The following is a 10,888-nucleotide window of genomic DNA, read 5'->3' as shown; positions in this document are numbered from 1 at the left end:
AAGTGAAACGAACCCGCGCCAATGATAGTGTGAGGTTTCCTCATGTGAAAGTAGGTCATCGCCAGGGTTTTATTTAAGTGATAGTTGTATATCACTGAATTCCCGTTGAAAAATGGGAAAAGCGTACATGCTGGCGTAGCTCAGTTGGTAGAGCAACTGACTTGTAATCAGTAGGTCCCGGGTTCGATTCCTGGTGCCAGCACCATCTTATTAGGTTGGCCGTTAACAAAATGTTGACATTCTATTCATCTTAAAAGACAATAACGTTCTTTTTGGAGGGGTTCCCGAGCGGTCAAAGGGATCAGACTGTAAATCTGACGGCTCTGCCTTCGAAGGTTCGAATCCTTCCCCCTCCACCAGTTAAAAAGAAGGATAAAAGCGGGTGTAGTTCAATGGTAGAACTTCAGCCTTCCAAGCTGATAGCGTGGGTTCGATTCCCATCACCCGCTCCAAATTAGAAATAGATAATATTTGCTTGCCTTAAGAAGTTGGCAAGTTAATATAAGCCCACATAGCTCAGGCGGTAGAGCACTTCCTTGGTAAGGAAGAGGTCGTTGGTTCGAGTCCAGTTGTGGGCACCATAATGTCAATTAGCAATGGGGAGACTTTCCAATGGCGAAGGAAAAATTTGAACGTAAAAAACCACACGTTAATGTGGGCACGATTGGTCACGTAGACCACGGTAAGACGACATTAACAGCGGCGATTACCACGATTATGGCGAAGAAGTTTGGTGGTACAGCAAAAGCTTATGACCAGATTGATGCGGCTCCAGAAGAGAGAGAGCGTGGCATTACGATTTCTACAGCACACGTAGAATATGAATCAGCAAACAGACACTACGCACACGTAGATTGCCCAGGACATGCTGACTATGTTAAGAACATGATTACTGGTGCGGCGCAAATGGACGGAGCGATACTCGTAGTATCAGCAGCTGATGGTCCAATGCCACAAACGAGAGAACACATTCTGTTGTCACGTCAGGTAGGCGTACCCTATATTGTTGTGTTCATGAACAAAGCGGATATGGTAGATGATCCGGAGTTGTTAGAATTAGTTGAAATGGAAGTACGTGACTTGTTAAGCAGTTACGATTTCCCTGGTGATGATATTCCTATTATTGTTGGTTCAGCGTTGAAGGCGTTGGAAGGCGACGAGAGTGATATCGGAGTTAAAGCGATTGAGAAACTGGTTGAGACAATGGACTCATACATACCAGAACCAGTACGTAACATTGATAAAGCATTTTTGTTACCAATCGAAGATGTATTCTCTATATCTGGACGTGGAACAGTAGTAACTGGTCGTGTCGAGAGTGGAATTGTTAAAGTGGGTGAAGAGATTGAGATTGTGGGAATCCGTGATACTCAAAAAACCACTTGTACAGGCGTGGAGATGTTCCGTAAGTTGTTGGATGAAGGACGTGCGGGAGATAACGTTGGCGTGTTACTACGTGGAACGAAACGTGATGAGGTTGAGCGTGGCCAAGTATTAGCTAAGCCAGGTACAATTAAGCCACACACAAAGTTTGAAGCAGAAGTATACGTATTATCAAAAGAAGAAGGCGGACGTCATACACCATTCTTTAATGGTTATAGACCTCAGTTTTATTTCAGAACTACAGACGTAACAGGTACTTGTGATCTGCCATCTGGAGTAGAAATGGTAATGCCTGGTGATAACGTACAATTAACCATCAACTTGCATGCACCTATTGCAATGGACGAAGGTTTACGTTTCGCAATTCGGGAAGGTGGCCGTACTGTTGGCGCCGGTGTTGTCGCTAAAATTATCGAGTAATTAGAATGAGTAGCAATCAAAACATTAAAATAAGATTAAAATCCTTTGATCATCGGTTGATTGACTTATCAACTCGAGAAATTGTAGAGACAGCAAAACGTACTGGCGCACAAGTTCGTGGGCCAATACCACTACCTGTCCGTAAGGAAAAATTTACTGTATTGACTTCACCGCATGTTAATAAAGATGCAAGAGATCAATACGAATTACGTACTCATAAACGCCTGGTCGTTATCGTTCATCCAACTGAGAAAACAGTAGATGCGTTGATGAAATTAGATCTGGCTGCTGGGGTTGATGTTCAGATAAGCCTTGATGACTAAATATTAGGGTGAAGGATATTAAAGAGGTGTTAGAATGATGATCGGTTTATTAGGCCGTAAAATCGGTATGACGCGGGTCTTCATGGCAGATGGAGTTTCAGTTCCAGTTTCTGTTGTTGAAGTTCACCCTAATAGAGTTTCACAAGTTAAAACAAAAGAATCTGATGGTTACTCAGCTGTTCAATTAACTGGTGGCACTAAAAAGGCAAGTAAAGTTAACAAAGCTTTAACAGGTCACTTTGCAAAAGCTGAAATTGAAGCAGGTGACACGCTAGTTGAGTTTTTAGTTGACTCTGAAGATGCATTCAAAGCAGGACAAGTTATTTCAGTAGCTGATGTATTCGCTGCTGGTCAATTTGTTGATGTTGCTGGAATCACTAAAGGTAAAGGTTTTGCTGGAACAGTAAAACGTTATAATTTTAGAACGCAAGATGCTACACATGGTAACTCTAGATCGCATCGTGTTCCGGGTTCAATTGGACAAAACCAAACTCCAGGACGCGTGTTCAAAGGTAAGAAAATGGCTGGCCACATGGGTAATGTTCGTTGTACAGTTCAAAGCCTTGAACTAGTGCGCGTAGATGCCGAAAGAAATTTACTTCTTATCAAAGGTGCTATACCTGGTGCTCCTGGCTCGCGAGTTGAAATTAAACCTTCAGTTAAAAAGCAAGTGCGAGGTGAGTGATGGAAATTACTACGATAGATACAAATTCAAAATTAACACTGAACCAAGAAGTATTTGCATATTCTTATAACGAAGGCTTAATTCATCAAGCAGTAGTAACTTATATGAATAATGCACGTAGTGGTAACAGTGCTCAAAAAACTCGCTCTGAAGTTAGAGGTGGTGGTAAAAAGCCTTGGAATCAAAAAGGTACAGGTCGTGCTCGTGCTGGTACCATAAGAAGTCCACTATGGAGAACCGGTGGTGTGACGTTTGCTTCTAAAAAAAGAGATTATTCACAAAAAATTAATAAAAAAATGTACAAACGCGCATTACGTAGTATAATCTCCGAACTTTGTCGCACTGGAAACCTTGTAGTAGTTAGTGATTTCCAATGTGAAAGCAAAAAAACTAAAGATTTTGTTACTAAAATGAACCAGCTGGATATAAAAAATGCTCTCATCGTGATGAGCGAAGTGGGTGAGAATGAGTATTTTGGTTCAAGAAACTTAATTGATTATGATATCTGCGACGTTACAACTATAGATCCTGTTTCTTTACTCAGATTTGAGAAAGTTGTTGTTACAGAAGCTGCAATTAAAAAAATTGAGGAACAGTTACAATGAACGCTGAAAGATTGTTGATGGTTCTACGAGAACCACATACTTCTGAAAAAGCTACTGTTATTGCTGATAAGCTGAAACAGTTCACTTTCAAAGTATTGAAAACTGCAACCAAACCTGAAATTAAAATGGCGGTAGAGAATATATTTAACGTTAAAGTTAAAAATGTGTCTGTTGTCAATGTGAAGGGAAAAACAAAACGTTTTAAACAAATGAGCGGAAAGCGTAGTGATTGGAAAAAAGCATTTGTAACTCTTCATGCTGATCAAGATATTGACTTTACAGCTACCGAATAAGGCAGATTAAGATGGCACTATTAAAATCTAAACCTACTTCGCCCGGAAAGCGTGGCGAATTACGCGTGGTTCACCACCATATCCATAAAGGTAGACCACATGATGCTTTGGTTGAAAAACTGAAGAAAACTGGGGGTCGTAATAACCAAGGTAGAATCACTGTAAGACATATCGGTGGCGGTCAACGTAATCAATATCGCATCATTGATTTTAAACGTAATAAAGATGGAATCGAGGCTCGTGTTGAACGTATTGAGTACGATCCAAATCGTACTGCATTGATTGCACTAATCGTTTATAAAGATGGTGAAAGAAGATATATTATTGCACCAGCCAATTTAAATGTTGGCGATACTGTTGTAAGTGGTGCTGATTCTCCTATTAGCGTAGGTAATTGTCTTCCACTAAAAAATATTCCTGTTGGTACCACAATTCACTGTGTTGAGATGAAACCAGGGAAAGGTGCACAGGTCTTAAGAAGTGCTGGGGCGAGCGGACAAATAGTTGCTAAAGAAGGTATCTATGCAACATTGAGACTTCGTTCAGGCGAAATGCGTAAAATTCATGTTCTTTGTAGAGCAACAATTGGTGAAGTAAGCAATAGTGAGCATAGTTTGCGCGCATTAGGTAAAGCAGGTGCTAAGCGTTGGAGAGGTATTCGACCAACAGTACGTGGGGTTGCTATGAACCCAGTTGACCATCCACATGGTGGTGGTGAAGGTCGTACTTCTGGTGGACGTCATCCTGTATCACCATGGGGCTTACCTACTAAAGGTTACAAAACTAGAAGTAATAAGCGTACTGATAATTTTATTGTCAGAAGACGTAAGAAGAAATAATTTTTGAGAGGATATCAAGTGGCTCGTTCTATAAGAAAAGGTCCGTTTGTTGACCATCATTTGATTGCCAAAGTAGAAGCTGCAATTGAATCGAAATCTAAGAAACCAATTAAAACATGGTCAAGACGATCAACAATCGTTCCTGAAATGATTGACTTAACAATTGCCGTTCATAACGGCAAAGATCATGTCCCTGTTTACATAACAGATAACATGGTCGGTCATAAATTAGGTGAGTTTGCCATGACTCGTACTTTCAAAGGCCACTCTGGTGACAGAAAGGCAAAAGGTAAATAAGAGGATATGATGGAAGTTACAGCAAAGTTGAAAGGTGCTCCCTTATCCGCTCAAAAGGGCAGATTGGTGGCAGATATGATACGAAATATGAAAGTATCTGGTGCACTTGATGTCCTCAAGTTTACACCAAAAAAAGGTGCTCAATTGATGCTTAAATTATTGGAGTCGGCTATTGCCAATGCTGAAAACAATAATGGGGCAGATATTGATGATTTAAAAGTAGGTATGGTTTGTGTTGATGAAGCAATGACTTTAAAACGCATTAGTCCCAGAGCTAAAGGACGTGCAAATAGAATTTGCAAACGTACCTGCCATATCACGATTAAAGTGTCTGACGAGGAATAGCAATGGGACAAAAAGTTAACCCTATAGGCATACGCCTTGGTATTATTAAAGACTGGAATTCTAAATGGTTCGCAGGTAAAAAATATGCTGAATTTCTAATTCAAGATATTAAATTACGTACTGAACTTAAAAAGAAACTCATGGCAGCTGCTGTAAGTAAAATTCTTATTGAGCGTCCTGCTAACAATGCTGTAGTAACAATACTGACTGCAAGACCCGGTGTAATTATCGGTAAAAAAGGTGGTGGTATTGAAACACTTCGTAGTGAAATTTCTAGCAGATTAGGTGTACCTGTTCATCTTAATATTGAAGAGATTAAGAAACCTGAACTTGACTCAACATTAGTTGCTGAAGGAATTGCGCAACAGTTAGAGCAACGTGTTATGTTTAGACGTGCTATGAAGCGTGCTGTAACTGCGGCTCTTAAAGCAGGTGCTAAAGGAATTAAAATTTGTGTTAGCGGAAGACTTGGTGGCGCTGAAATTGCTCGTAGCGAATGGTATAGAGAAGGTCGTGTACCATTACATACTTTCAGAGCAGACATTGATTATGGAACAGCAGAGTCTAAAACTACCTACGGTATTATTGGTGTAAAAGTCTGGATCTTCAAGGGCGAAATTCTCCCACAAAAGAAAAGATCATCTGACGTTGCCCAGTGAGTGAGGATTAAGAATCATGTTACAACCTAAACGTACAAAATACCGCAAACAAATGAAAGGCCGTAATAGAGGCTTAGCTTTACGCGGTAGCAACATCAGCTTCGGTGAATTTGGTTTGAAAGCTCTTGAACGTGGTCGTTTGACAGCAAGACAAATTGAAGCCGCTCGTAGAGCAATGACACGTCATATTAAGCGTGGTGGTAAAATTTGGATTCGAGTATTCCCAGATAAGCCTATTACACAAAAGCCTTTAGAAGTAAGACAAGGTAAAGGTAAAGGTAGTGTTGAATATTGGGTTGCTCAAATACAACCAGGTAAGGTTTTATTTGAAATGGAAGGTGTATCCAGAGAGCTTGCGATGGAAGCTTTTGATCTGGCTAAAGCAAAACTTCCTTTCAAAGTTATATTTGAAGAAAGGAAGGTGATGTAATGAAGAAGATTGAAGAATTACGCAGTTTATCTATAGAAGAACTGCAAAATGAATTGCTTTCATTACGTAAAGAACAATTAAATTTACGAATGAAGAAAGCAAGTGGCTCACTAGATAAAACTCATCTTATCACAATGGTGCGTAAGTCAGTGGCAAGAGTTAAAACAACATTGACTGAAAAGGCAGGTAAGTGACATGTCTAATAGTGAATCAAATGCCAGAACAATGGTTGGAAAAGTAGTTAGTGACAAAATGGATAAGACCATAGTTGTGATGATTGAACGTTCTGTTAAACATCCAAAGTATGGAAAAATTATGAAACGTAGATCCAAATTACATGCTCATGATGAAAATCAAGTATGTAAAATTGGCAATATAGTTAAAATCCGTGAGTCAAGACCACTCTCGAAAACAAAAAGCTGGGTATTAGTCGAAGTAATTTCTTAATCAACCCTGTTGATTTACTTTTAAAACCCTAAAAGGCCTGATATAATCAGCAACCTTTTTCTGGTCGAAATCAGAGCTGGAGTAAAAAATGATCCAAATGCAGACAGTGCTCGAAGTGGCTGACAACAGCGGAGCACGTAAAGTTATGTGTATTAAAGTGCTTGGCGGGTCGCACCGTAGATATGCCCGCGTAGGCGATATAATTAAAGTAAGTATTAAAGATGCAATACCAAGAAGTAAAGTGAAAAAGGGTGCTGTAATGAAAGCTGTAGTAGTTCGTACGGCGCAAGGCGTTCGTAGAGACGATGGTTCTTTAATTCGTTTTGATGGCAACGCAGCAGTACTTTTAAATAATCAAAACGAGCCAATAGGTACTCGTATATTTGGCCCTGTTACTCGCGAGCTACGAGAGAGATTTATGAAGATAATATCTCTGGCTGCAGAAGTTTTGTGAGAAGGATTTAGATATGAAACGTATTCAAAAAGGCGACGATGTGATTATAATCGCCGGTAAAAGTAAAGGTCATAGAGGTAAAGTCCTACGTGTCACAGAAAATGGCGTTGTTGTCGAAGGTGGAAACTTAATAAAGAAACATGTTAAGCCTAATCCTCAAAAGCCAGAAAATAAGGGTGGAATAGTATCCCTTGAAGCTCCGGTACACGATTCAAACGTTGCTCTGTTTAATCCCAATACAAATAAAGCGGATAAAGTAGGATTTAAGTTTATTGAGAGTAACGGTGTAAGTAAAAAGGTTAGATATTTTAAATCTGACAATGAAATAATTGACCGTGTTTAGTTAGGTGATTGAAATGGCAAGACTTAATGAATTTTATAAAAAAGAAATCATCCCAATGATGATGAAACGGTTCAACTATTCCAGCGTTATGGAAGTTCCAAAACTGCTTAAAGTCACCTTAAATATGGGTGTTGGCGAAGCTGTTGGTGATAAAAAGGTTATGAATCATGCTGTTGAAGATATGACTTTGATTGCTGGACAAAAACCTGTTGTCACTAAAGCAAGAAAATCTATTGCTGGTTTTAAAATTAGAGAAGGATGGCCTATAGGCTGTAAAGTAACACTAAGACGTCAACGTATGTATGAGTTTTTAGACAGATTGATTTCCGTAACTTTGCCGCGTGTAAGAGATTTTCGTGGTTTAAATCCTAAATCTTTTGATGGAACTGGTAATTATAGTATGGGGATACATGAACAAATCGTATTTCCAGAAATTGATTACGATAAAACAGATGGTATCCGTGGTTTAGACATTTGTATCACTACAACTGCTAAAACAAATGAAGAAGCTAAAGCTTTATTAGAAGCTTTTAACCTTCCATTGAAAGATAGAGATAAAAAATAAGGGTGAAATTGTGGCTAAGAAATCAATGCTTATGAGAGAGTTAAAGCGTAAAAAGCTGGTGAATAAACACAGTAAACGCAGAAACGAATTGAAACAATTGATTAAATCATCTGATGATTTTCAGGTAATTATGGATAGTCAGTTAAAGTTAGCTAAATTGCCTGTTAATTCTAATCCTGTTCGTTTCAAAACACGATGTCAACAATGTGGTCGTCCACATGGTGTATATCGTAAATTTGCTCTTTGTAGAATTTGCTTAAGACAACAACTAATGGTTGGTAATATACCTGGCGGAAGAAAATCCAGCTGGTAATTTTTTAATTGGAGAACGATTGTGAGTATGCATGATCCAGTTGCTGATATGCTGACCCGAATTAGAAATGGTCAACAAGCAAAACGTCAGCAAATAACGTTAACTTCTTCTAAATTGAAAGAAGAAATTGCTCGTGTTTTAAAGGAAGAAGGATATATTGAAAGCTTCTTTGTAGAACCACTAGATAATAATCTTAAATTAATGACAATAAAGCTGAAGTATTATCATGGCAGACCTGTTATTGAACTTATTAAGAGAATTAGTAGACCTGGATTGCGAGTATATAAGTCTTATAAAGATTTAACTTCTATTCCTGGTTTTGGTGTGGCTATACTGTCTACATCACAAGGTATAATGACCCATATATCTGCAAAGATGAAAGGCGTTGGTGGTGAAGTCATTTGTGAAGTGGCTTAATACTTGCGAGGAATAATATGTCTAGAGTAGCAAAAGCCCCAGTAGTTCAACCAGCAAATGTTGAAATAACAATAGGTGATGGTGAAGTTACTGTAAAAGGGCCTAAAGGAACACTAACCCAAAAAATTAATAGGTTAGTAAAAGTAACTAAAAATAAAGATTCTAACCATGTTGAGTTTGCTCCTGCTGCAAATGATCCTAAAGCTTGGGCTCAAGCTGGAACAGCGCGTGCATTAGTAAATAATATGGTCAAGGGTGTAACTGAAGGTTTTGTTGTTACCTTGGAACTGGTTGGCGTAGGTTATAGAGCACAATCTAAAGATAATTCAATTACTTTATCTCTAGGTTATTCTCATCCTATTGAATACCATTTACCTAAAGGTGTTTTAGTCGAAACACCAAGTAATACTGTAATATTGTTGAAAGGTGTTGATAAACAAATTTTGGGTCAAGTAGCTTCTGAAATAAGAGCATTTAGACCACCAGAACCATATAAAGGTAAAGGTGTTAAACTTGCTGGCGAGTATATTGCGCGTAAAGAAGCGAAAAAGAAATAAGGTTTAAGTCATGAATAAACATAACTCACGTGCTCGACGTGGATTAAAAGCAAAGGCATTGATTCGTAAATCAGGCAGAGCAAGACTAGTCGTTTATAGAAGTGGTTTACACATTTACTCACAAATCATTCAAGCTGATAAGCTTGGAGATAAAGTATTAGTAACATGTTCAACTAACGATAAAGAATTACGATCCAGCCTGACCGGTAAATGTAAAGTAGAGCAAGCTAGCTTAGTTGGCAAACTACTTGGTAAGCGCGCAAGCGAGCAAGGTATTACGCAAGTTGCATTCGATCGTGCTGGTTATAAATATCATGGCCGAGTGAAAGCCCTTGCAGAAGGTGCACGCGAAGCTGGATTAGATTTTTAAGGAACGATTATGGCATTCGATGATTCATCACCTAAATCAGATGGCTACCAAGAAAAGTTAGTATCGGTAAACCGTACCGCTAAAGTTGTTAAGGGTGGCCGTGTTTTTGGTTTCGCAGTACTTGTTGTTGTTGGTGACGGCAAAGGTAAAGTTGGTTTTGGTAGAGGTAAAGCGCGCGAAGTTCCAATTGCAATTCAAAAAGCAATGGAACAAGCAAAGAAAAATATGGTTTATATTCCACTTTCTGGATCAACTATATTCCACGAAATTACTTGGAACTATGGTGCTTCTAAGGTATTTATGAAGCCAGCAAGTGAAGGTACTGGAATTATTGCTGGTGGTGCGATGAGAGCTGTATTAGAGGTTCTCGGCGTACAAAACATATTAGCTAAGAGTATTGGTTCTACCAACCCAAGCAATATTGTAAGAGCTACGATCGGTGCTTTAACTAATATCGGTACCCCAGATTATGTTGCGGCCAAGCGTGGTAAAACTGTTGAAGAAGTTATGGCGGGCTAATTATGGAAAAGAAAATTAAAATAACTTTGGTAAAAAGCATTATAGGCAGAAAACCAAAGCATATTTCTATAGTAAAACAATTAGGTCTAGGTAAAACTAATTCAAGTGTATCTCATAATGATACTCCAGCTATTCGTGGTCTTATTAATAAAGTTGATTACTTATTGCTGGTTGAGGAGAGTGTATAATGAATTTAAATTCACTATCACCAGATCCTGGTTCAAGACGCCCTAAAAAACGTTTAGGTCGTGGTATTGGATCGGGACTAGGTAAAACAAGTGGTAAAGGACATAAAGGTCAAAAAGCAAGAGCTGGTGGTTTTCATAAAATTAACTTTGAAGGCGGTCAAATGCCTATTCAAAGAAGATTACCAAAAATGGGCTTTAAGTCACGAGTTGGAAAAACAATAGATCAAGTATGCCTCAGTGAGCTTGCAAAGATATCTGCTGATGTAATTGATTTAAATGTTTTGCGTGAAGCAGGCTTGATTAATGGCTCTATTAAAGATGTAAAAGTTATTTTATCTGGTGAATTAACTACTGCCATCAAACTTAAAGGTTTAAGGGTCACTAAAGGAGCTCGTTTAGCCATTGAAGGTTTAGGCGGCAGCATAGAAGAGTGACT

22 protein-coding genes and 4 tRNA genes are annotated in these 10,888 nt (G+C 38.7%); all 26 read left to right on the top strand.

Going from position 1 to position 10,888, the window contains the following annotated elements; genetic code table 11:
- Positions 1-129 precede the first annotated feature (129 nt).
- The 26 genes from Lste_RS04175 (at position 130) to rplO (ending at position 10,886) form a co-directional block, all read left to right on the top strand.
- A tRNA-Thr gene (locus Lste_RS04175) sits at positions 130-205 on the top strand.
- 69 nt (positions 206-274) lie between these two features.
- Positions 275-359: transfer RNA gene (locus tag Lste_RS04170), tRNA-Tyr, on the top strand.
- Between the two features lie 19 nt (positions 360-378).
- Positions 379-452 (top strand) — tRNA-Gly (locus tag Lste_RS04165).
- A 53-nt stretch (positions 453-505) separates the two neighbouring features.
- Positions 506-581 (top strand) — tRNA-Thr (locus tag Lste_RS04160).
- Between the two features lie 31 nt (positions 582-612).
- On the top strand, positions 613-1,803 hold the full coding sequence (gene tuf, locus Lste_RS04155) for an elongation factor Tu (RefSeq protein WP_058509819.1): 1,191 nt from the start codon (positions 613-615) through the stop codon (positions 1,801-1,803).
- A 5-nt stretch (positions 1,804-1,808) separates the two neighbouring features.
- Complete coding sequence (gene rpsJ, locus Lste_RS04150) at positions 1,809-2,126, top strand: 30S ribosomal protein S10 (protein WP_010654833.1); 318 nt, start codon at positions 1,809-1,811, stop codon at positions 2,124-2,126.
- A 34-nt stretch (positions 2,127-2,160) separates the two neighbouring features.
- On the top strand, positions 2,161-2,811 hold the full coding sequence (gene rplC / locus Lste_RS04145; protein ID WP_058509818.1) for a 50S ribosomal protein L3: 651 nt from the start codon (positions 2,161-2,163) through the stop codon (positions 2,809-2,811).
- Positions 2,811-3,416: a 50S ribosomal protein L4 gene (rplD, locus tag Lste_RS04140; RefSeq protein WP_058509817.1), complete on the top strand. Its 606-nt coding sequence runs from the start codon at positions 2,811-2,813 to the stop codon at positions 3,414-3,416. The genes rplC and rplD overlap by 1 nt, the downstream gene beginning before the upstream one ends.
- Entirely contained in the window at positions 3,413-3,709 is a 297-nt protein-coding gene (gene rplW / locus Lste_RS04135) for a 50S ribosomal protein L23 (RefSeq protein WP_058509816.1), read from the top strand. Before rplD ends, rplW begins: the two co-directional genes overlap by 4 nt.
- Before the next feature lie 11 nt (positions 3,710-3,720).
- Positions 3,721-4,548 (top strand): 50S ribosomal protein L2, encoded by an 828-nt coding sequence (gene rplB / locus Lste_RS04130; protein ID WP_058509815.1) that lies wholly within the window; start codon positions 3,721-3,723, stop codon positions 4,546-4,548.
- A gap of 18 nt (positions 4,549-4,566) precedes the next feature.
- Positions 4,567-4,845, top strand: a complete 279-nt coding sequence (gene rpsS, locus Lste_RS04125) for a 30S ribosomal protein S19 (protein WP_058509814.1) — start codon at positions 4,567-4,569, stop codon at positions 4,843-4,845.
- 9 nt (positions 4,846-4,854) lie between these two features.
- Positions 4,855-5,190 (top strand): 50S ribosomal protein L22, encoded by a 336-nt coding sequence (gene rplV, locus Lste_RS04120; RefSeq protein WP_003633087.1) that lies wholly within the window; start codon positions 4,855-4,857, stop codon positions 5,188-5,190.
- 2 nt (positions 5,191-5,192) lie between these two features.
- Positions 5,193-5,849, top strand: a complete 657-nt coding sequence (gene rpsC, locus Lste_RS04115) for a 30S ribosomal protein S3 (RefSeq protein WP_058509813.1) — start codon at positions 5,193-5,195, stop codon at positions 5,847-5,849.
- 16 nt (positions 5,850-5,865) lie between these two features.
- Complete coding sequence (gene rplP, locus Lste_RS04110) at positions 5,866-6,279, top strand: 50S ribosomal protein L16 (RefSeq protein WP_003633085.1); 414 nt, start codon at positions 5,866-5,868, stop codon at positions 6,277-6,279.
- Positions 6,279-6,473 carry a 50S ribosomal protein L29 gene (gene rpmC, locus Lste_RS04105; RefSeq protein ID WP_058509812.1) on the top strand — a complete coding sequence of 65 codons (195 nt, stop codon included), beginning with the start codon at positions 6,279-6,281 and terminating at the stop codon, positions 6,471-6,473. Before rplP ends, rpmC begins: the two co-directional genes overlap by 1 nt.
- 1 nt (position 6,474) lies before the next feature.
- Positions 6,475-6,726, top strand: coding sequence for a 30S ribosomal protein S17 (rpsQ, locus tag Lste_RS04100; RefSeq protein WP_019233369.1), 252 nt, complete (start codon positions 6,475-6,477; stop codon positions 6,724-6,726).
- 88 nt (positions 6,727-6,814) lie between these two features.
- Complete coding sequence (gene rplN, locus Lste_RS04095; protein ID WP_003633077.1) at positions 6,815-7,180, top strand: 50S ribosomal protein L14; 366 nt, start codon at positions 6,815-6,817, stop codon at positions 7,178-7,180.
- Between the two features lie 13 nt (positions 7,181-7,193).
- A complete protein-coding gene (rplX, locus tag Lste_RS04090; protein WP_058509811.1) occupies positions 7,194-7,523 on the top strand; it encodes a 50S ribosomal protein L24 in 330 nt (109 codons plus the stop codon).
- Positions 7,524-7,536: 13 nt separating this feature from the next.
- Positions 7,537-8,088, top strand: a complete 552-nt coding sequence (gene rplE / locus Lste_RS04085; protein WP_058509810.1) for a 50S ribosomal protein L5 — start codon at positions 7,537-7,539, stop codon at positions 8,086-8,088.
- Between the two features lie 10 nt (positions 8,089-8,098).
- Positions 8,099-8,401, top strand: coding sequence for a 30S ribosomal protein S14 (gene rpsN / locus Lste_RS04080; protein ID WP_058509809.1), 303 nt, complete (start codon positions 8,099-8,101; stop codon positions 8,399-8,401).
- A 27-nt stretch (positions 8,402-8,428) separates the two neighbouring features.
- Complete coding sequence (gene rpsH, locus Lste_RS04075; protein ID WP_202814160.1) at positions 8,429-8,818, top strand: 30S ribosomal protein S8; 390 nt, start codon at positions 8,429-8,431, stop codon at positions 8,816-8,818.
- A gap of 17 nt (positions 8,819-8,835) precedes the next feature.
- Positions 8,836-9,375 (top strand): 50S ribosomal protein L6, encoded by a 540-nt coding sequence (gene rplF / locus Lste_RS04070; protein WP_058509807.1) that lies wholly within the window; start codon positions 8,836-8,838, stop codon positions 9,373-9,375.
- 10 nt (positions 9,376-9,385) lie between these two features.
- A complete protein-coding gene (gene rplR / locus Lste_RS04065; RefSeq protein ID WP_058509806.1) occupies positions 9,386-9,745 on the top strand; it encodes a 50S ribosomal protein L18 in 360 nt (119 codons plus the stop codon).
- A 9-nt stretch (positions 9,746-9,754) separates the two neighbouring features.
- On the top strand, positions 9,755-10,264 hold the full coding sequence (gene rpsE / locus Lste_RS04060) for a 30S ribosomal protein S5 (RefSeq protein ID WP_058509805.1): 510 nt from the start codon (positions 9,755-9,757) through the stop codon (positions 10,262-10,264).
- Between the two features lie 2 nt (positions 10,265-10,266).
- Positions 10,267-10,452, top strand: a complete 186-nt coding sequence (gene rpmD, locus Lste_RS04055) for a 50S ribosomal protein L30 (RefSeq protein WP_019233377.1) — start codon at positions 10,267-10,269, stop codon at positions 10,450-10,452.
- Positions 10,452-10,886, top strand: coding sequence for a 50S ribosomal protein L15 (gene rplO, locus Lste_RS04050; protein WP_058509804.1), 435 nt, complete (start codon positions 10,452-10,454; stop codon positions 10,884-10,886). Before rpmD ends, rplO begins: the two co-directional genes overlap by 1 nt.
- Positions 10,887-10,888 lie beyond the last annotated feature (2 nt).

It is taken from the genome of Legionella steelei, assembly GCF_001468005.1.
Classification (GTDB): Bacteria; Pseudomonadota; Gammaproteobacteria; order Legionellales; family Legionellaceae; genus Legionella; species Legionella steelei.
The sequence above is the reverse complement of the archived record's forward strand: the minus strand, read 5'-3'. Positions and strand labels throughout refer to the sequence as shown.

Excerpts from the sequence above, each read along its gene's own strand:
- tuf (WP_058509819.1), top strand. The coding sequence starts at position 613 with ATGGCGAAGGAAAAATTTGAACGTAAAAAACCACACGTTAATGTGGGC.
- rpsJ (WP_010654833.1), top strand. The coding sequence starts at position 1,809 with ATGAGTAGCAATCAAAACATTAAAATAAGATTAAAATCCTTTGATCAT.
- rplC (WP_058509818.1), top strand. The coding sequence starts at position 2,161 with ATGATGATCGGTTTATTAGGCCGTAAAATCGGTATGACGCGGGTCTTC.
- rplD (WP_058509817.1), top strand. The coding sequence starts at position 2,811 with ATGGAAATTACTACGATAGATACAAATTCAAAATTAACACTGAACCAA.
- rplW (WP_058509816.1), top strand. The coding sequence starts at position 3,413 with ATGAACGCTGAAAGATTGTTGATGGTTCTACGAGAACCACATACTTCT.
- rplB (WP_058509815.1), top strand. The coding sequence starts at position 3,721 with ATGGCACTATTAAAATCTAAACCTACTTCGCCCGGAAAGCGTGGCGAA.
- rplV (WP_003633087.1), top strand. The coding sequence starts at position 4,855 with ATGGAAGTTACAGCAAAGTTGAAAGGTGCTCCCTTATCCGCTCAAAAG.
- rpsC (WP_058509813.1), top strand. The coding sequence starts at position 5,193 with ATGGGACAAAAAGTTAACCCTATAGGCATACGCCTTGGTATTATTAAA.
- rplP (WP_003633085.1), top strand. The coding sequence starts at position 5,866 with ATGTTACAACCTAAACGTACAAAATACCGCAAACAAATGAAAGGCCGT.
- rpmC (WP_058509812.1), top strand. The coding sequence starts at position 6,279 with ATGAAGAAGATTGAAGAATTACGCAGTTTATCTATAGAAGAACTGCAA.
- rpsQ (WP_019233369.1), top strand. The coding sequence starts at position 6,475 with ATGTCTAATAGTGAATCAAATGCCAGAACAATGGTTGGAAAAGTAGTT.
- rplN (WP_003633077.1), top strand. The coding sequence starts at position 6,815 with ATGATCCAAATGCAGACAGTGCTCGAAGTGGCTGACAACAGCGGAGCA.
- rplX (WP_058509811.1), top strand. The coding sequence starts at position 7,194 with ATGAAACGTATTCAAAAAGGCGACGATGTGATTATAATCGCCGGTAAA.
- rplE (WP_058509810.1), top strand. The coding sequence starts at position 7,537 with ATGGCAAGACTTAATGAATTTTATAAAAAAGAAATCATCCCAATGATG.
- rpsH (WP_202814160.1), top strand. The coding sequence starts at position 8,429 with ATGCATGATCCAGTTGCTGATATGCTGACCCGAATTAGAAATGGTCAA.
- rplF (WP_058509807.1), top strand. The coding sequence starts at position 8,836 with ATGTCTAGAGTAGCAAAAGCCCCAGTAGTTCAACCAGCAAATGTTGAA.
- rplR (WP_058509806.1), top strand. The coding sequence starts at position 9,386 with ATGAATAAACATAACTCACGTGCTCGACGTGGATTAAAAGCAAAGGCA.
- rpsE (WP_058509805.1), top strand. The coding sequence starts at position 9,755 with ATGGCATTCGATGATTCATCACCTAAATCAGATGGCTACCAAGAAAAG.
- rpmD (WP_019233377.1), top strand. The coding sequence starts at position 10,267 with ATGGAAAAGAAAATTAAAATAACTTTGGTAAAAAGCATTATAGGCAGA.
- rplO (WP_058509804.1), top strand. The coding sequence starts at position 10,452 with ATGAATTTAAATTCACTATCACCAGATCCTGGTTCAAGACGCCCTAAA.